Here is a 15,980-nt window from a genome sequence, read left to right on the forward strand (position 1 = left end):
AAAGAGGCAATCATAGCAAAGTCAAGGTGAGGCTAAGCTTTAACGTCTAAATGGCCATCGTGTACTGCAGGAACTTCCTCTTCTTCGGCTTTAGAATGCTCTTTCATCTCCTCTTGTTGCTTCATTTGCTCTTCTGTAGCGCCATTTTCTTCTTCATTTTTTTGGCGCTCATGCTCATTTTCAGGATCAATTTTATAGGTCTCTTCGGCAGGCCTAACATCTTCCACTATCTCTTCTTTTTCATTTTGCATTGCTTCAGCAATCATGCTTTGCATTTGAACACTGTTTTGGTAGTCCATCTGTTTTGCTGCTTGTACCGTTACCATTTGGTTTGCATAAATGACATTTCCAATAGCACCAACACTTGCCATAAAAGCCTCCTTATTTTTACACGCTTCTTAGGCAAAGCCTCAAAAGCTACGTTGCACTAGGCACTAAAGCTTGGCTCTACGAGCCAGAATACTCCACTACTCTTTGTAAATTTTTAAGGTTTGATACTCTTCATAAGCAACGTTACTATTTTAACACGTTTCTTAGGCAAAGCCTCAAAAGCTACGTTGCACTATGCACTAAAGCTTGGCTCTATGAGCCAGAATACTCCGCTACTCTTTGTAAATTTTTAAGGTTTGATACTCTTCATAAGCAACATTCGCTCCATCAAAGGGTTTGACGTTTTTACGTTTCGTATAATCGACCAAATAGCCACCTTTTTGAGCCATGCTAAACTCCACGCACAGTTTTGCGGCAAATATGAGAACAGATTCAGGAACGTTCTGTTTTTCGGTACAAATAATCACATGAGAGGAAGGCAAATCTTTTACATGTAACCATATATCGCTCTTTTTCGCTTCTTGTAAAAGTGCGATGTTTCCTTTTTCATTTTTACCAAGCAGTATGCGATAACCCTCTAACAAAAAAGTCTCATAAAGATTGCTCTCATCGCCTTTTTGCTTTGATTTGCGCTGTTTGGGCACTAAAATTTGTATCTCTTCAGGGTCATGCGCCGCATTAATCACACCTACCATTCGCTCCAAGAAGAGTCGTTTCTCGTCTAAGTTCTCTTTTTGGCGATGCACCGAGAGCGCTTTTTGGCGCAGTTTTTTTGACTTTTTAAAGAGCATATTCGCCGCCATTTGCGGTGTTTGTGCTTGAGGAAGGTTGATCGTCACTTCATTGCCTTCAAAATCCACCAGTGTCACCGCTTCTTGATACCCTTTGATCGTGTTGGTATGCAAATGCGCTAAAACCAAGGTTGCCTCTTTTTGCGCCTCGTCACTTTTCACCATCAACTCTTCTTCATTCTCCAGGGCATCAATCGCCTGAACAAGCTTCGTGATCTTTTTTTCCACCTGAGCAATTTTCTGTTTTTTGATCTCTTCAAGCTTTACATGTAAACGTTTTTCATACGAGGCTTTCAGATACTCTTCAATACTTCCACCCAGCTCAAATGGCTTCTCTTTAAGCTCTTTAGGCGGTAATTTTTCCAGTATTTCACCCACCTTAACACTGCGAAAAGAGACACTGGCATCAATATGACGCATTGCCTCTAAAACCACCTCGTTTTCATCTAAGATAATCGCGTTGGTATTGCGCCCCGTGAACTCTAACTGTAACGTTGTACGCATCGCTTTATAACTCGAACTCGCCATCACCCCAATGCGCCAAATACGATTCCCCTCTTCCACTTCCATGCACTCAATCTTCGCATTTGAAAATCGCTTGGCAATCAGAACATCAAAGGGTGCGGTGTAACGCTTGGCTTGTTTGAAATCCTCTTTAAAAAACATATACGAATCCCCACGCCCAAGGTCGACAAACAGCGGCTCTCCCACTTCAAAAATAATGCGTAAGACAGAGTCATCCACACGGTAAATCGAAGAAATTTTATGGTACTGCTTTAAATAGTCATTGATACAAACAAGTTCACTGTGTTTCATACATCTCTTTTTTCATTTTGATACGCTTTATAGGCAAAGCCTAAAAAGCTACATTAGCCACTAAGGCACTAAAGCTTGCCTCTGCAAGGCAGAATGATGGTGTTCGTTTTCAAATGGTCATACGATTCTATAAGTAAAGCTCTAAAAACTACGTTAACACTGAGTTTCCTTCGGCAAGATGCCCGCACACCTTTGGTGCTTTTGCCTCTGTGATTGTATTGATTTTGCCAATGGTACTGAATCTTGCTTCTTATAAGGCAGAATTTTTCAAGGCTTTGATCAGTCGAAAAATCTCTTTGGTGCTCTGTTTTATCAGCTTTTGAGCGCGCTCTTTTTCCATTGCCTCTTCCAAACTCATCGGGTAGCGCATCACGGAGAAAAGTGCATCCACGCCCTCATGCTCTTCCAGCTCATCGGCAATGCCGCCGCCCAAGGCGATGAGAGGCACACCCACTTTTTGAGCGCGTTTGGAGACGCCACTGAGTACTTTGCCCATCAACGATTGCCTATCGATGCGCCCTTCTCCCGTGATGACGAGCGTTGCATTTTTAAGGTGGTCATCAAACCCAATCTGATCTAAAATAATCTCAATGCCAGAGCGAAGGGTCGCATTCAAAAAGGCTTGCATACCGCCACCCATACCACCCGCAGCACCTGAACCTGCGTGCATTGCCACATCTTTTCCCCGTGTAGCTTTCAGCACATCCGTAAACTGTTTCATTCCTGCATCAAGGCGTTCGATCATCGCCTCATCGGCCCCTTTTTGCGCGGCATACACATGCGCTGAACCACTGGACCCATACATGACATTATCGACATCGCATGCGACAATAAATTCACATGCTTTAAGTTCAGGTAACACATAACTTTCATCCACATGATGCACACTTTCCAAAATAGCACCACCCAAACCAAGCTCGTTACCAGTGACATCCAAAAAGCGGTACCCCAGTGCTTGAAGCATGCCAAGGGCGGCATCATTGGTCGCACTGCCACCAATGCCGACAATAAACTTCCGACACCCTCTCTCAATCGCATCCTTAACCATTTCACCCACACCATACGTTGTCGTCACAAGCGGATTGCGCTTCTCTTTGGGCACAAGAGGGAGTCCTCCTGCTTGCGCCATCTCAATGACGGCAGTGATACCATCTTCCAAAATGCCATACTGCGCGCTGATAGGATTCATCAACGGATCATGCACGTTACATGTAAGGATTTTTCCTTTGACATTTTGCATGATCGCGAAAAGCATTCCCTCGCCACCGTCGGCAATATAACAGGCATGGACATCCGCTTCAGTGTAAACCTCTTTAATACCCTCTTCTATCCACGCGGAGAGTTCCTGAGAACTTGCACATCCCTTAAATGAATCAATTGCTAAAACCACTTTCATCGATATTTCTGCTCCAATGCTAATAAATACTCTTTACGCCACAATCCTCCACTATACCCACCAATACCGCCATCTTTGGCAATGACACGATGGCAGGGAATCACAATGGCAATTTTATTTTTTCCGTTGGCATTCGCAACCGCGCGCGTGGCTTTAGGATGCTTCAACAGTTCCGCTTCGTGGCTGTATGAAATGGTCTCACCATAAGGTATGCCTTGAAGGACATGCCATACGCTTTCTTGAAAAGAGGTTCCTTGAGGGTGCAATGGCACTTCAAACGTTTTGAGCTTGCCTGCAAAATAAGCCTCTAACTCGTGTTTGAGCTGTTCAATATGCTGATTAGATCCTTCTAAAATGTCCCCATTCTCGTCAAAATCAAGCGCACAAATACCGCGCTCATCCGCAGTGATTAACAACATGCCCACAGGCGAAGAAAAAGTGCAGTGTACCATGCTAGCTCCTTAGTACTTTGCGCATACAGACGCTGTTTTCCATCCCCACATAAGGTGCATAATTGGGAATGACCGCATACCCCATTTTGGTATAAAGTGCTATGGCTTCGGGTTGACCCTTACCCGTCTCCAATTGAGCATACAAAAAACCACATTCTTCTGCCCACATGTGTAGCTCCAAAAGGAGTCTTGATGATATGCCCCGCCTTCGATAGTTGGGCTGCACAAACATACGTTTAATCTCAACCGTTTGAGCATCAATTTGTTTGAAACATCCGCATGCAACAGGCAGATTATCTTCATAACCAATTAACGCTGTTTCGATTGGATCTAGCACATTGTGTTTGTCATACAGCGCTTGCTCTTTACCATAACGCATATTAAGCTCTAAATCCAACGCATGCGTAAGAGCGCAAAAATCTTCATGCATGTTGGTTGTTTTACATGTAAACATTGAAAAACCTTGGATGATTTCTTATTATTATACCCTCTTTGCATAATTTTTGAGCAACCCAGCGGTGACAAAACGTGGTATCATTTTCTATCAAGGAGTCACGTATGGCACATCTTTTCACTTATGGATCACTTATGTTTGAAGACGTCTGGAATAGACTGATCAAAGGAAATTATCTCTCACAACAAGCAAGCTTGGCAGGCTATGCAAGACGTTCCGTCAAAGGAGATGAATACCCCGTTATTTTTAAAGCCAATGAACTGGTAGAAGGAGTCGTTTATTACGATATCAATGAAGAAGATATGGCTATTTTGGATGCCTTTGAGGGTGAATATTATCAACGTACGGAAGTAGAACTTCTGGTAAAAAATGAGCCCATCCAAGCTTGTGTGTATGTTTTAAAAGAGAAGCACTTTGATATTATCGACCCTAAGCCTTGGAGTGAAGCACTTTTTGCAACCGAGGGTATCAAACGCTTTTTAGCACACTACAAAGGGTTTGCATAATTCATCCCCTTCATTACGAATTTTGAGCATTTTGAGTAAAATTTTTGTACAATAAAGCATTCTTACATGTAAAGGTAAATAATGCTGAGTTTGAACGAGTTTGAATTTGCTAAAGCCTTAAGTAGCGAAGAATTTGAATACCTTATGCACCATGCAAAACGCGTTTCAATTCCTAAAAATACCATACTTTTTTACCAAGAAGATATTTGCAAAGATATTTTGCTTTTAGGCAAAGGCGAGATAGAACTTTATATGTATGGCGAAAACGATAAAAAAATCCCTTTGTATGCACTCAAAGAGGGAGAACAATGCGTCATTAACACTTCAAGCACAATCTCTCAAACACCCGCCATTGGTACTGCACAAAGCTTGAGCGATGTTGAGGGGTGGATGGTCAGCGAAGAGGTCGTTAAGCATCTAATGCACCAATCCCCTACATACCTCAACTATGTTTTTTCACTCTTTACGATCAAACTTGATGCCCTAGCTACACTCATTCAAGACATCAAATTTAAAAAACTCGATAGCCGCATTCTAGAATGGCTCAGAACACATCATTCAAACCTTGTACAAGCAACCCATGAAGAGATTGCGGAGGCATTAGGAACATCGCGCGTTGTGGTGAGTCGTGTACTCAAAGACCTCGAAAAACAAAATATCATTCGTCTCCATCGTAAAGAAATAGAAATTTTGTCATAGATTTGTAACGTATGTTACTGACAAATAAAGCTTTTTTGTTTTATAATAACCAAAATCAAAATAAAGGATTTAAAATGAAATGCAATGTAGGAAAAACAGACAAGATGATTCGCGCGATTGCAGGTATTGCTGTCATTATTGTAGGAGTGATCTACAGCAGTTGGTTTGGATTGATTGGTGTCGTTTTATTAGGAACAGCACTTATGCGCTTTTGTCCAGCGTACCTCCCATTTTCGATCGATACCTCCAAAGGTGATGAAAGTGGCTCTTGCGGTGGTGGCGGTTGTGGTTGCGGCAAATAACCATTTTTTAATCCTGCATGTAAAACAAAAATAGCTTACAAAATTACAAGCTATTCATTTCCAAGAGTTGTCCTTTGCGGCAACTCTTTTCCCTCTTTTTTTTTCTTAAACCTTTTTTTGCTAAAATACCCCTATTTTACATGTAAACAAAAGGCATACCATGGGACAAACCATCACTGAAAAGATTTTTAGCGACCACGTGGGTCACGCTGTCAAAGCAGGCGAAATTATTAAAAGTAAGATTGATATGGTTATCGGTAACGATATTACCACACCTATCTCAATCAGAGCATTTGAAGAGAGTGGTGCGACCAAACTTGCCAATCCCGATGGTTTTAGTATCGTCATGGATCACTACATCCCCGCCAAAGATATCGCCAGTGCCAATCAAGCCAAAATCAGCCGCGAATTTGCGTACAAACATGACCTCAAACACTATTTTGATGAAAAAGATATGGGTATTGAACATGCACTTTTACCTGAAAAAGGGCTTGTTGTTCCAGGTGATGTCATCATCGGTGCAGATTCACACACCTGTACACACGGCGCACTTGGCGCTTTTGCAACGGGTATGGGCTCAACTGACCTTGCGTTTGCGATGATTACCGGTGAGAACTGGTTTAAAGTACCCGAGTCCATCAAAGTGGTTTTTAGTGGCAAACCCAAACCCTATGTCTATGGAAAAGACCTCATCCTTGAAGTGATCCGCATTTTAGGGGTGGATGGCGCATTGTACCGCACACTTGAATTTACAGGCGACACGATTGGTTATTTGAGCATGGATGATCGTTTTTCATTGTGCAATATGGCGATTGAAGCGGGTGCGAAAAGCGGTATTGTTGCCGTTGATGAGACAACCAAAGCATTTTTAAAAGATAAAAATCTTGCACGTGAACCAAAATTCTTCTACTCCGATGCGGATGCTGAATATATCCAAGTTCTTAATATCGACGTAGCGAACCTTGACCCTGTTATCGCGTATCCATTTTTACCTTCAAACGGTAAATCCATCAATGAAGCCGTCAAAGATGATCTAAGCATTGATCAAGTCTTTATCGGCAGTTGTACTAACGGTCGTTTGGAAGATTTACGCATTGCGGCAAAGATTCTTAAAGGTCACAAAGTAGCACGTAAAACACGTCTTATCATTACACCCGCAACACAGAAGATCTCCTTGCAAGCACAAAAAGAGGGTCTTGTTGATATCTTTGTTGAAGCAGGGGCGGTCTTTAGCAACCCAACCTGTGGCGCATGTTTAGGTGGATACATGGGTATTTTAGGCGAAGGAGAACGTTGTGTCTCCACGACCAACCGTAACTTCGTAGGACGTATGGGCGCTCGTACCAGTGAAATTTATCTTGCTAATTCTGCCGTAGCAGCAGCCAGTGCGATTATGGGCAAAATCACCGATCCAAGAACTCTTTAATGCTTTTTATCCCACTGCCTTTAGTCATTGTAGCTGGGGGAAAAAGTTCACGTATGGGAAGCGATAAAGCTTTGCTTCCCTTTGGCAATTTTAAAACACTGACCGAGTTCCAACTTCACAGGCTCAAACCCTATTTCGCCAGTTTACATGTCAGCGCAAAAAACAGCGCAAAATTTGAGTTTGACGCCTCGTTTATTGAAGACATTGGCAGTTATAGTGAGCACTCTCCGCTCATTGCGTTGCTGTCTATTTTGGAGCACTTTAAAACACCGGTATGCATTCTGAGTGTTGATACCCCTTTTGTGACACCCGAAGTCTTTGAAAAACTTTATGAGCAACTAGATCATCATGATGCCGTTATTGCCACTTCGCCGTGTTCATCACACCAACTCTGTGCTATTTATGCGCCTTCCATTATCGAAAAAATTCGCGAACTACTCTCGCATAATGAGCACAAAATACGCCTTGTATTGCAGCAAAGCAATACCCATTATGTCACTTTCGAAGACGATACTTTGTTCTTAAATCTTAACTATCCCGAAGAATACAACAAAGCACAGGAGCTTTTATGATTGATGCCCTCACCAAAGTCTCTTCCCATAGCGCCTTTGAAGAAAAATTGCTTACATGTAAAAGCCCCAAACTTTTTTTGGTCGATATTAAGCAGTTTAAAAATATCAATCTTGCCTTTGGCGACGAAGGTGGAAATTTTGTCTTGTGTGCCTTTTCTTTAACACTCCAAAGCTTTGCAAAAGAACATGAAATGGAGCTTTTTCGTATTCAAGATGATAAGTTTATACTGCTACTAGATACGCCCTTTGAACTCTCAAAAATGGAGTGCATTACGCTATCTCTTCGAGATACAATACAACGCCTAAGCTATGCTTACCAAAATCAAAATATTGATCTTGAGGTACATATGGGAATTAGTTTTGACCACTATGAGCCTTTGGAAAAAGCACGCAAAGCGCTTCTGGTTGCGAAGGCTGAAAATCAACCGTTTGTGACCTATTCTGAATTTGCCAATATGCTTATGAATGAAAACGAAGAAGCAATCGAATCCATGATAAAAGGTGCGATTGAGAGTGGACAAATAGTTCTTCATTTTCAAGCCATCGTTGATCAAAATGAGCAACCCTCTTATTATGAAGCGCTTCTTCGCCTAGCCTATCATCAAACTGTACAATCGCCAAAACTCTTTTTAAAAATTGCGAAAGAGCGCAACCTCTATGATGCTCTCTTTAAAAGCATTGCCAACAAAGTAGCACAGCTTTGCGATCAAACGCATTTGCGTCTTGCCCTAAACCTTTCTTCTGAAGACATTGTAAATCCTGAATATTTGAGCTTCTTAAAAACATGTTTTTCAGGTAAAAATAGTGTCTTAGAAATTCAATACGATCAAAAAACCTCTCTTGATGTTTTAAAAAATGCGATACGTGAACTCAAAGAGGTGGGGTTAAGCATTGCTTTGGACAATGTGGATAACGAAGAACTCATTAGTACATTTGAAACGGGAATGATTGATGTCGTCAAGGTATATGGAGAACTTATCCGAAATCTCTCGCTTGATGCTTCTGCTCAGTTTACATGTAAAACGATGGTCGCATGCTGTAAAAGCAAAAACATCCAAATTGTCGCGACGCAGCTTAACGCTAAAGCCGTTTTAGAGGCTGCTCGAGAGCTTGATTTTGACCTCTTTCAAGGGTATATCTTCGAGCAACCTCACACACTAACGTAAATACTTATTTCTCTTGTGCATCAATTAAAGCGTCATCGATTTTAGCAAATTCGATGACTTGTAAACCTTTATGGTCTTTCATAAAGGTTTGGGCACTCTTGAACGTTTTAAAAGGAATAAACTCTTTACCCATAGGACCCATAACATCGCTTCCTACTACATAAAATGCTTTCTGTCCATCCATGGCTTCCCCCGTATAGTAATCACTCACTAATATCTTAAGCTCAGCATCTTTATGTTTCGTATAATTTCCCCATTTTGCAGGATCTTTATAGAATTTCAACATATCTTTTACGCCATCAAACGCATGGCTGATTTGTTTACCATTTTCAACATAATTCATTCGCGCTGCCCATTTAGGGTATTTATAAGCAAACATGCCACATACGGGGCATTTTTCATCTTTTTCCACATGGATGGTTGTTGTATGATCATGCGCTTCAAGGCGTACAACTTCCCATAAATACAGTGAAACAGCCTGTAACTCTTGTTCATTCACCGCTCCACAAAGCTGTGTTTTTTTCAAGCCAACTTTGAGTTCCGCAATGGTATTAAAATCATGCAAATGGATTTGATCTTTTTGGCATTTTGCATTGTAAATCTTCTCACCCATTGGATATGCACCTTTTTGCTTTTTCTTAACAAATTCGTCCACATCATCGTTTAAAGAAGCTTTTGCTTTGGCAAACGCCGCATCAAAATTCATCACTTCGCCACCATTTTCAGTTGCAAATGCCTTTGCATCGGCCTCATGGGCAAAAGCAAGCTTACTGACCATACTCATTGTTCCAGGAACTTTGGAGCCTACAACATAAAAAGCACTTTTGACATCGATCAGCTTTTCACTTTTGACATCGGTAACAACAATTTGCTTGACTTGAGGCTCAATGGACTTCCAATCTGCAGCTAAACAGCGCATGGAACAGTATTGTTTTGCCGTACCATCTTTTAAGATAACGCTATGGGATGTTTTGTAGAACATTTTCAAGCTCATGCCACAAACGGGACAATACGCTTTTTCATCCCCTTTTTGTAATAACTCAGGCTCACCTATTGCCATCTTGTTGAACTCTTCTGCATGCAATCCCAATGCTATAATGACTGCGAAAAACAGTGCCCATATGCTCTTTTGCATACCTTTCTCCTTTTAAATAATATTGTTGAGTTTATTCCCAAAGTATTAAATTAGTGTTAAATGTCACACTCAATACCATCATCTTTTTGACATACGAATGCGCTATAATTATTCTAAAATTAAGGAGAAAAGATGGTTAAACATATTGTATTTTTCAAGCTACCCGATAATTCTGAAGCCAATAAACAAGCGGTAAAAGACCGCATCATGAGTATGCAAGGCAAGCTTGCTTTTGTCAAACATCTTGAAGTAGGTATCAATTTCTCACCCGAAGAGCGTGCGTTTGATATTGCCCTGATTAGCGATTTTGAAACGAAAGAAGACTTACAAACCTATGCAACACATCCTATTCATTTGGAAGTCATTCATTTCATCAAATCACTCAATGCTGTCTCTAAAGTGGTCGATTACGAGTACTAATTTTTTGCCACATTCCCTCAAAAAAAGAGAATGACGAGACAATGGAGCCAAGGACGATCAAAACACAGGCAATCCAAATTGCACTGTTTGGAGCTGATCGTCCAAAGAGAACAAGCATCAACGTTGAAAGTAGCGGCGTTGCGTACGAGAGAGAGCCTATCAGCTTGATATCTCCTTGTTTCATCCCATAATCCCATACGAAAAAAGCAATACCAACCGGTCCAAGTCCCAATCCAATTGCCGCTAACAACTCTTGTGTATTGGGAATATAGGTCCTCTCAAACACGAGATGCGCCACAAGTGAGAGCAGTGCACTTGCGCCACAAAAACCGCCAACGGAAAGTGTAGGAATAGCGCCAAAATAGCGGGAGAGGACAGAGTAACTGCTCCAAATAAATGCACAAAAAAGTGCATACATGTAACCTTGTGCATGTTGAGAGGAAAAAGCAATCTCTTTATCAAAACCTAAGAGCATAAAGGCTCCAAAGAAACCTAAAAATGCTCCCATAAAGTGAAACCATCTCAATTTTTCACTGGGCAAGAAACTACTAAGAAGTACAATGAGTAAAGGCCAAAGATAATTAATCAGGTTAGCTTCCAAAGCGGGAGCGCTTTTGAGGGCTAAAAAATAGAAGAAGTGATAGCCAAAGAGACCGTAAATACCTAGTAACCAAACTTTCCATGGCAATTTAAGATGAACAATAATCCCTTTCCCCTCCTTAATCCATAAAAGAAGCCCCAGTGTAAAAGCAATACTAAATGCAATACACGTCAATTCAAAAGGAGGAATAGGGTTGGTAAACACTGTAAAAAGTGCTAATGTTGCCCATAACAATATGGCAATCATCCCTGCAATGTTTCCTTTTTGTACACGATTCATTTTCATATCCATTATTATTGCGTTATAATTTCATCTTTTGAAAGGTAAAGAGTGAAAAAAATACTTCTCTGTGCTATTGTAGCACAAATTCCTTGGGCACTTTTGGCGAGCGACACCAGTGTTCTGGAGGAAAAGGCAACGCATGGTGATGCACACGCTGCTTATGAATTGGCTAAATACTATGAAGCTCAGCACGAATCTGATCGTTCATTGTTGTGGTATAAACAAGCTGCTATTTTAAGTTTGGAAACAAAAACAACACAAAATAAAGCACTTGAAAGTGGTTTAACAGAACAACTTCAAAAAATTGAGCGTAAAGAAACCGTGTATAGCTCATTTTTAACGCCATACAAAGACGATGAAGAGACCAAAAATTCAGTGCAACAAATGGTAACGCAAAGCTTCGATATTGCTCCGTATAAGATGAATTATCTTTTACCAATTACGTACGATGCTGTTAGCCATGACAATAGGGATCATCAAGAAACAAAGTTCCAAGTGAGTTTCCAAAAGGGATTATCGGATAACCTTTTAGGCCTACATGAAAGTTTTGTTGTTGCGTATACCCAAACATCATGGTGGCAAACAGCCGCAGAATCAGCTCCATTTCGTGAAACAAACTACCAACCTGAGCTCTTCATGATTATGCCTCACTTTGATCAAGACAGCTTTATTAAAGCGTATCAATTTGGTATTTTGCATGAATCCAATGGTCAAGGCGGTGAAAAATCACGCTCTTGGAACCGCTTGTATGCTAAAACATTTTTGCAAGCGGGTGGGCTTGTCATTGCTCCACGTATTTGGTATCGTATTCCAGAGAACAGTGCAACAGATGATAACCCAAATATAGAGGACTATCTAGGTTATGCTGATCTCGAACTGACGTACCCATGGAAAGCACAAACCTTTAAATTACTTATAAGAAACAATCTACGTTCAGAAAACAATAAAGGTGCTGTACAAGGGGATTGGACATTCCCACTTTGGGAAAAAGATTTATTTGGATATGTGCAACTGTATAGTGGTTACGCGGAGAGTCTTATCGACTATGATAAACGAAGTAATCGTATTGGTCTAGGTTTTGCCCTTTCTCGATAACTAAACGTAAAAGAAACTCCACCAAAACGATGTGGGGTTTCTTTACATGTAAGCGTTAGTTAAAATCTCTAGGAGATCTTCTTGGACGCTCTTCTCTAGGTCTAGCTTCATTAACTTTTAAAGTTCTTCCGCCGATCTCTTTTTCATTTGTTGCTTCGATAGCAGCTTTTGCTTCTGAATCATTTGGCATTTAAACAAAACCGAAACCTTTTGATCGTCCAGTCTCTCTATCACTGATGATTCTTGCACTTGATACTTCACCATACGCTGAAAACATCTCTTGAAGTTGTTCTCCCGTCATCTCATACTTTACATTGCCCACGTAAATATTCATTTACCGTACTCCTCATTTTTGGATCATTCACGTTACCTTGTGCCCGTAACTTTCGTTAACCTTAAGATAACACTGAACGACTTTGCAAAATCATTGTAGCATAAAATCAAGATTTCTAAGCAGAGAGGCGATTGTTTTTACGAACAATGAGAAGAAATGACACACTCTTATCACACACTCTCTTAAGAGAAATGGTGTTATAATAGATCAAACTTCTTGCGAATGCGAGAAATTTAAATGCACGTTTTCAAGAGTTTTTACAAAGCTCTATCAAAAATAAAGAGGGGCGGATGAAACTAACCCATTTAGATGAAAAAGATCGACCGAAAATGGTCGATGTTAGCGACAAAGTAGAGAGTTTTAGAGTTGCAGTTGCCAGTGGCACAATTACAATGAGTCAAATCGCATTTGATATGATTATTTCACAGCAAACAAAGAAGGGACCCGTTCTTCAAACGGCTGTTATTGCGGCCATTATGGGAACGAAAAAAACCAGTGATCTTATTCCTATGTGCCACCCATTGATGCTTACTTCTGTAAACTGTGATGTTGAAGAACTTCCAAAACTTCCAGGATTTAAACTAACAGTCACAGCAAAACTCAAAGGGCAAACAGGCGTCGAGATGGAAGCGCTTACAGGAGTCAGTATTGGTCTTCTAACTATTTATGATATGTCTAAAGCCATTGATAAATCAATGGTACTGAATGATATTCGCCTTGAATCCAAAAGTGGAGGGAAAAGTGGAAACTACACCCGAACTTCAGCTTGATTATCCTTGTCATTGGGAATATAAATTGGTTCTAAGTTCTGAACATAATGTCACAACCTTAGTACAGGAGATACTCGAAGATCGTATACATGAAATTCGAAAATCACAAAATAGTACCAAAGGCAATTACGCCAGTTATACCCTACGCATACTTGTCCATAATGCTGACGATCGTAAAATGCTTTTTCAAATGCTCAAAGCACATCAACGTATAAAATTCGTACTATAAAAGAGAGGTTACCATGGAATCCACTTACACTATTTTTTTAGCCACGCTCAAAGAGAATAAAGAGCATGCCGATCTTTATAAACTCATCAGCGAGCTTACTTTTGAACTTTCACGTAAAAAAATCCAACGCCTGAAAGACGAAGTCAATATCAACAATCGTATAGGAGAGCTATTTGAGCTCTATTGTAAAGCACTACACGATGAGGGACTCAAAACATCTCGTGCTATTAGTAGTGTCATCGATGGTCTTTTAAAAGCAACCACTCATGAGAAAGAGGCATTTTTATATAAAAGTATTTATGAAAAAGAGCAGCTAGAAAAAAGCATTTATACACAAAAACAGCAAATTCGCGCAACACTTGCAGATACTTTTAACACCATAGAAGCACATATCGTATCGATACAGCCTGAAACACAACAAAATGCCTTGACAGCAGTACATGACACGAAACTTCGTGGAATTGAAATGCTCGGAATTTTAAAAGAGACAACGGCAGAGGCACTATTAACTACTCTTGAGAAGGGCAGTGATATTGCAGATACGATTCATGAAATCACTAAAAATCTTACATTTCAGACCATTCATGAAGGTGATTTTACAAAACAGCGCATGATCAATATCTCCAGTACAATTATTGGCGCGAGTATTGAAATTGCAGATGAAGACTTAGGACATGCCAAAGATATTTTAGACGGCTCTATCAATGGTGTAAGAGAAGGTATCACGAAAGCGATTGAGAAGTTTAAAAATGATCTTAAATACGCACCAACAGATGCAATGGAAGGACTCCTTGAAACAGATCTTTCAGAACTTCGTAAAGACCTTGTGCGCATTGACGAACAGTTTATCGCTCTCTTAGAGGTTCTTGCTTCTCAGAGTGAAGGTATCTCAGCTAGTCTTGTTAAAGAGATGATCAAAGAGATGACGAGTTCAACTGTCAAAATTAAACGAGCCGCTAATGATGCCAAAGAGGTCATTGGTGAGCGTATAGAACAACTGAAGGCCGAAGCTTCAGTCTTTGAAAAAACCTTTAAAGACAAAGCTGAGAAAAAACTCGAATCACTCAAAAAAGATGTCAATGAATTAGAGAAAAAAGCTTCTGCAAAAGTGGAATCATTTAAACAATTTGAATTTGAAAACGATACAGCCAAACAAGTTGCACAAGAAGCGAAAAAATTAGGATTTCGTGCTTGGGAAGTAGCAAAAAATATGATGGATGGTGCCGTAAAAGGGGCTAAAGAAGCCATGAAAAAAGAGGACAAATAGTCCTTATTTTAGCTTTACATGTAAGGAAAAATCTTTACATGTAAAGATCTATTCTGGTACGTTAGGCGCTGTAAAAACGATATTGAGAATATCATCGTTTGTTTTACCATTAGCTTTTGCAATTTCTGAAACAGATTGCTTACTAGATGCAATAATCTGCTTATCTGCCAATACTTTCACCATCATCGCTTCATCTAAATCCACAAAGGTCGCTACTTTGGAAAGTGGTGCATTCATCATCGTCCCAATAATTTTACTTTTTGGATTAATGCCTTTTTCTTGTGGGTTCAATAACGGTGTAATGATAAATACAGCAATAATGAAGAATCCGAAAAAGATAGAGACTAGCGTAGAGCGTTTTTTAAAGTAAGTGATAAATCCATTCCAATTTTTGAGCAAATGCACACAAGAAATAGCCACAAAGGCAAAACCCAACCAAATATGTAGTGCCTCACTGGAGAGCATACGAATTTTGAAATACATCATGACACCCGTAATGGAAACAACTACAAACATAACCGTTAATAACGCACTTAATATATTTCTAGGGATAACGTTCATCTATAACTCCTTAATTTCGTTTGGAAGTATAGATGATCTATGTTAATCCTTTGTTAATTACTCAATGCCTTGCGAATGCATAAACATCACTTTATCTGCAACCATTTTCACTTTAATATACTGTTTTTCATCACCCCAAGTACAGTCACTCATACCTGCAAGCGAGTCACATTTAGTTGCTTTTCCTAAAATATCGGTTACTTGAGTGTAACTCATGCCCACTTGAATCTTGTCATAATTTTCTTTGCTCAGCTTTGAACACCCTATAAAGACAAGCAACACTAAAGTCATCATGATATATCGCATGCTCACTCCTTGATTCGATCTTGTAATAGACTAGCATATTTTTACTGTTTTTTGACTTTTTGATCTACGA

General features: G+C 40.1%; 22 protein-coding genes. 11 read left to right on the top strand and 11 right to left on the bottom strand.

What is annotated here, in order from left to right; genetic code table 11:
* Positions 1 to 32: 32 nt before the first annotated feature.
* From FA584_RS13795 to FA584_RS13815, 5 genes are all read right to left on the bottom strand, one after another.
* The gene (locus tag FA584_RS13795; protein ID WP_167749846.1) at positions 33 to 371 is read right to left on the bottom strand and encodes a hypothetical protein; all 339 of its coding nucleotides are present in this window, start codon (positions 369 to 371) and stop codon (positions 33 to 35) included.
* Between the two features lie 231 nt (positions 372 to 602).
* Entirely contained in the window at positions 603 to 1,937 is a 1,335-nt protein-coding gene (locus FA584_RS13800) for an NFACT RNA binding domain-containing protein (RefSeq protein WP_167749847.1), read from the bottom strand.
* Positions 1,938 to 2,187: 250 nt separating this feature from the next.
* Positions 2,188 to 3,333 carry a glycerate kinase family protein gene (locus tag FA584_RS13805; RefSeq protein ID WP_167749848.1) on the bottom strand — a complete coding sequence of 382 codons (1,146 nt, stop codon included), beginning with the start codon at positions 3,331 to 3,333 and terminating at the stop codon, positions 2,188 to 2,190.
* Entirely contained in the window at positions 3,330 to 3,785 is a 456-nt protein-coding gene (locus tag FA584_RS13810; protein ID WP_167749849.1) for a methylated-DNA--[protein]-cysteine S-methyltransferase, read from the bottom strand. Before FA584_RS13810 ends, FA584_RS13805 begins: the two co-directional genes overlap by 4 nt.
* Before the next feature lies 1 nt (position 3,786).
* Positions 3,787 to 4,239, bottom strand: a complete 453-nt coding sequence (locus tag FA584_RS13815; RefSeq protein WP_167749850.1) for a GNAT family N-acetyltransferase — start codon at positions 4,237 to 4,239, stop codon at positions 3,787 to 3,789.
* Positions 4,240 to 4,343: 104 nt separating this feature from the next.
* Here FA584_RS13815 and FA584_RS13820 point away from each other — a divergent pair, with 104 nt between their 5' ends.
* From FA584_RS13820 to FA584_RS13845, 6 genes are all read left to right on the top strand, one after another.
* On the top strand, positions 4,344 to 4,745 hold the full coding sequence (locus FA584_RS13820; protein ID WP_096047710.1) for a gamma-glutamylcyclotransferase family protein: 402 nt from the start codon (positions 4,344 to 4,346) through the stop codon (positions 4,743 to 4,745).
* An 81-nt stretch (positions 4,746 to 4,826) separates the two neighbouring features.
* On the top strand, positions 4,827 to 5,444 hold the full coding sequence (locus FA584_RS13825; RefSeq protein ID WP_096047711.1) for a Crp/Fnr family transcriptional regulator: 618 nt from the start codon (positions 4,827 to 4,829) through the stop codon (positions 5,442 to 5,444).
* A 74-nt stretch (positions 5,445 to 5,518) separates the two neighbouring features.
* On the top strand, positions 5,519 to 5,746 hold the full coding sequence (locus tag FA584_RS13830; RefSeq protein ID WP_167749851.1) for a YgaP family membrane protein: 228 nt from the start codon (positions 5,519 to 5,521) through the stop codon (positions 5,744 to 5,746).
* A gap of 160 nt (positions 5,747 to 5,906) precedes the next feature.
* The gene (gene leuC / locus FA584_RS13835) at positions 5,907 to 7,172 is read left to right on the top strand and encodes a 3-isopropylmalate dehydratase large subunit (protein ID WP_096047713.1); all 1,266 of its coding nucleotides are present in this window, start codon (positions 5,907 to 5,909) and stop codon (positions 7,170 to 7,172) included.
* On the top strand, positions 7,172 to 7,744 hold the full coding sequence (gene mobA / locus FA584_RS13840; RefSeq protein ID WP_167749852.1) for a molybdenum cofactor guanylyltransferase: 573 nt from the start codon (positions 7,172 to 7,174) through the stop codon (positions 7,742 to 7,744). The genes leuC and mobA overlap by 1 nt, the downstream gene beginning before the upstream one ends.
* Complete coding sequence (locus FA584_RS13845) at positions 7,741 to 8,910, top strand: EAL domain-containing protein (RefSeq protein ID WP_167749853.1); 1,170 nt, start codon at positions 7,741 to 7,743, stop codon at positions 8,908 to 8,910. Before mobA ends, FA584_RS13845 begins: the two co-directional genes overlap by 4 nt.
* 4 nt (positions 8,911 to 8,914) lie before the next feature.
* On the opposite strand, the gene FA584_RS13850 is transcribed toward FA584_RS13845, so the two are convergent.
* Positions 8,915 to 10,045, bottom strand: a complete 1,131-nt coding sequence (locus FA584_RS13850; protein ID WP_167749854.1) for a nitrous oxide reductase accessory protein NosL — start codon at positions 10,043 to 10,045, stop codon at positions 8,915 to 8,917.
* Between the two features lie 132 nt (positions 10,046 to 10,177).
* Between FA584_RS13850 and FA584_RS13855 the strand changes: the two genes are divergently transcribed.
* Positions 10,178 to 10,465 (top strand): Dabb family protein, encoded by a 288-nt coding sequence (locus FA584_RS13855; RefSeq protein ID WP_096047717.1) that lies wholly within the window; start codon positions 10,178 to 10,180, stop codon positions 10,463 to 10,465.
* On the opposite strand, the gene yddG is transcribed toward FA584_RS13855, so the two are convergent.
* Positions 10,440 to 11,345 carry an aromatic amino acid exporter YddG gene (gene yddG / locus FA584_RS13860; protein ID WP_210394385.1) on the bottom strand — a complete coding sequence of 302 codons (906 nt, stop codon included), beginning with the start codon at positions 11,343 to 11,345 and terminating at the stop codon, positions 10,440 to 10,442. The genes FA584_RS13855 and yddG overlap by 26 nt on opposite strands.
* 51 nt (positions 11,346 to 11,396) lie before the next feature.
* Between yddG and FA584_RS13865 the strand changes: the two genes are divergently transcribed.
* Positions 11,397 to 12,443 carry a phospholipase A gene (locus FA584_RS13865; RefSeq protein WP_096047719.1) on the top strand — a complete coding sequence of 349 codons (1,047 nt, stop codon included), beginning with the start codon at positions 11,397 to 11,399 and terminating at the stop codon, positions 12,441 to 12,443.
* Positions 12,444 to 12,498: 55 nt separating this feature from the next.
* Here FA584_RS13865 and FA584_RS14945 read toward each other — a convergent pair whose 3' ends face one another.
* Together FA584_RS14945 and FA584_RS14950 are read right to left on the bottom strand one after the other, a co-directional pair.
* Positions 12,499 to 12,633, bottom strand: coding sequence for a hypothetical protein (locus FA584_RS14945; RefSeq protein WP_369806281.1), 135 nt, complete (start codon positions 12,631 to 12,633; stop codon positions 12,499 to 12,501).
* A complete protein-coding gene (locus FA584_RS14950; protein WP_369806282.1) occupies positions 12,634 to 12,777 on the bottom strand; it encodes an RNA recognition motif domain-containing protein in 144 nt (47 codons plus the stop codon).
* 290 nt (positions 12,778 to 13,067) lie between these two features.
* Here FA584_RS14950 and moaC point away from each other — a divergent pair, with 290 nt between their 5' ends.
* The 3 genes from moaC to FA584_RS13885 are packed head-to-tail and all read left to right on the top strand — an operon-like array spanning position 13,068 to position 15,043.
* Entirely contained in the window at positions 13,068 to 13,547 is a 480-nt protein-coding gene (gene moaC / locus FA584_RS13875; RefSeq protein ID WP_167749855.1) for a cyclic pyranopterin monophosphate synthase MoaC, read from the top strand.
* Positions 13,519 to 13,776 (top strand): HP0495 family protein, encoded by a 258-nt coding sequence (locus tag FA584_RS13880; RefSeq protein ID WP_167749856.1) that lies wholly within the window; start codon positions 13,519 to 13,521, stop codon positions 13,774 to 13,776. The genes moaC and FA584_RS13880 overlap by 29 nt, the downstream gene beginning before the upstream one ends.
* Before the next feature lie 13 nt (positions 13,777 to 13,789).
* The gene (locus FA584_RS13885) at positions 13,790 to 15,043 is read left to right on the top strand and encodes a DUF6781 family protein (RefSeq protein ID WP_167749857.1); all 1,254 of its coding nucleotides are present in this window, start codon (positions 13,790 to 13,792) and stop codon (positions 15,041 to 15,043) included.
* A gap of 48 nt (positions 15,044 to 15,091) precedes the next feature.
* Here FA584_RS13885 and FA584_RS13890 read toward each other — a convergent pair whose 3' ends face one another.
* A complete protein-coding gene (locus FA584_RS13890) occupies positions 15,092 to 15,604 on the bottom strand; it encodes a DUF4405 domain-containing protein (RefSeq protein ID WP_167749858.1) in 513 nt (170 codons plus the stop codon).
* 57 nt (positions 15,605 to 15,661) lie between these two features.
* Entirely contained in the window at positions 15,662 to 15,910 is a 249-nt protein-coding gene (locus FA584_RS13895) for a DUF3862 domain-containing protein (RefSeq protein WP_167749859.1), read from the bottom strand.
* Between the last annotated feature and the right edge of the window lie 70 nt (positions 15,911 to 15,980).

The sequence above is a fragment of the Sulfurospirillum diekertiae genome, from assembly GCF_011769985.2.
Classification (GTDB): domain Bacteria; phylum Campylobacterota; class Campylobacteria; order Campylobacterales; family Sulfurospirillaceae; genus Sulfurospirillum; species Sulfurospirillum diekertiae.

Bases quoted from the DNA above. Each gene is read 5' to 3' on its own strand.
- FA584_RS13890 (WP_167749858.1), bottom strand. From the start codon at position 15,604: ATGAACGTTATCCCTAGAAATATATTAAGTGCGTTATTAACGGTTATG.
- FA584_RS13895 (WP_167749859.1), bottom strand. From the start codon at position 15,910: ATGCGATATATCATGATGACTTTAGTGTTGCTTGTCTTTATAGGGTGT.
- FA584_RS13830 (WP_167749851.1), top strand. From the start codon at position 5,519: ATGAAATGCAATGTAGGAAAAACAGACAAGATGATTCGCGCGATTGCA.
- FA584_RS13885 (WP_167749857.1), top strand. From the start codon at position 13,790: ATGGAATCCACTTACACTATTTTTTTAGCCACGCTCAAAGAGAATAAA.
- mobA (WP_167749852.1), top strand. From the start codon at position 7,172: ATGCTTTTTATCCCACTGCCTTTAGTCATTGTAGCTGGGGGAAAAAGT.
- FA584_RS14945 (WP_369806281.1), bottom strand. From the start codon at position 12,633: ATGCCAAATGATTCAGAAGCAAAAGCTGCTATCGAAGCAACAAATGAA.
- FA584_RS13800 (WP_167749847.1), bottom strand. From the start codon at position 1,937: ATGAAACACAGTGAACTTGTTTGTATCAATGACTATTTAAAGCAGTAC.
- FA584_RS14950 (WP_369806282.1), bottom strand. From the start codon at position 12,777: ATGAATATTTACGTGGGCAATGTAAAGTATGAGATGACGGGAGAACAA.
- FA584_RS13795 (WP_167749846.1), bottom strand. From the start codon at position 371: ATGGCAAGTGTTGGTGCTATTGGAAATGTCATTTATGCAAACCAAATG.
- FA584_RS13825 (WP_096047711.1), top strand. From the start codon at position 4,827: ATGCTGAGTTTGAACGAGTTTGAATTTGCTAAAGCCTTAAGTAGCGAA.
- leuC (WP_096047713.1), top strand. From the start codon at position 5,907: ATGGGACAAACCATCACTGAAAAGATTTTTAGCGACCACGTGGGTCAC.
- FA584_RS13845 (WP_167749853.1), top strand. From the start codon at position 7,741: ATGATTGATGCCCTCACCAAAGTCTCTTCCCATAGCGCCTTTGAAGAA.
- FA584_RS13850 (WP_167749854.1), bottom strand. From the start codon at position 10,045: ATGCAAAAGAGCATATGGGCACTGTTTTTCGCAGTCATTATAGCATTG.
- FA584_RS13855 (WP_096047717.1), top strand. From the start codon at position 10,178: ATGGTTAAACATATTGTATTTTTCAAGCTACCCGATAATTCTGAAGCC.
- FA584_RS13805 (WP_167749848.1), bottom strand. From the start codon at position 3,333: ATGAAAGTGGTTTTAGCAATTGATTCATTTAAGGGATGTGCAAGTTCT.
- moaC (WP_167749855.1), top strand. From the start codon at position 13,068: ATGAAACTAACCCATTTAGATGAAAAAGATCGACCGAAAATGGTCGAT.
- FA584_RS13820 (WP_096047710.1), top strand. From the start codon at position 4,344: ATGGCACATCTTTTCACTTATGGATCACTTATGTTTGAAGACGTCTGG.
- FA584_RS13810 (WP_167749849.1), bottom strand. From the start codon at position 3,785: ATGGTACACTGCACTTTTTCTTCGCCTGTGGGCATGTTGTTAATCACT.
- yddG (WP_210394385.1), bottom strand. From the start codon at position 11,345: ATGAATCGTGTACAAAAAGGAAACATTGCAGGGATGATTGCCATATTG.
- FA584_RS13815 (WP_167749850.1), bottom strand. From the start codon at position 4,239: ATGTTTACATGTAAAACAACCAACATGCATGAAGATTTTTGCGCTCTT.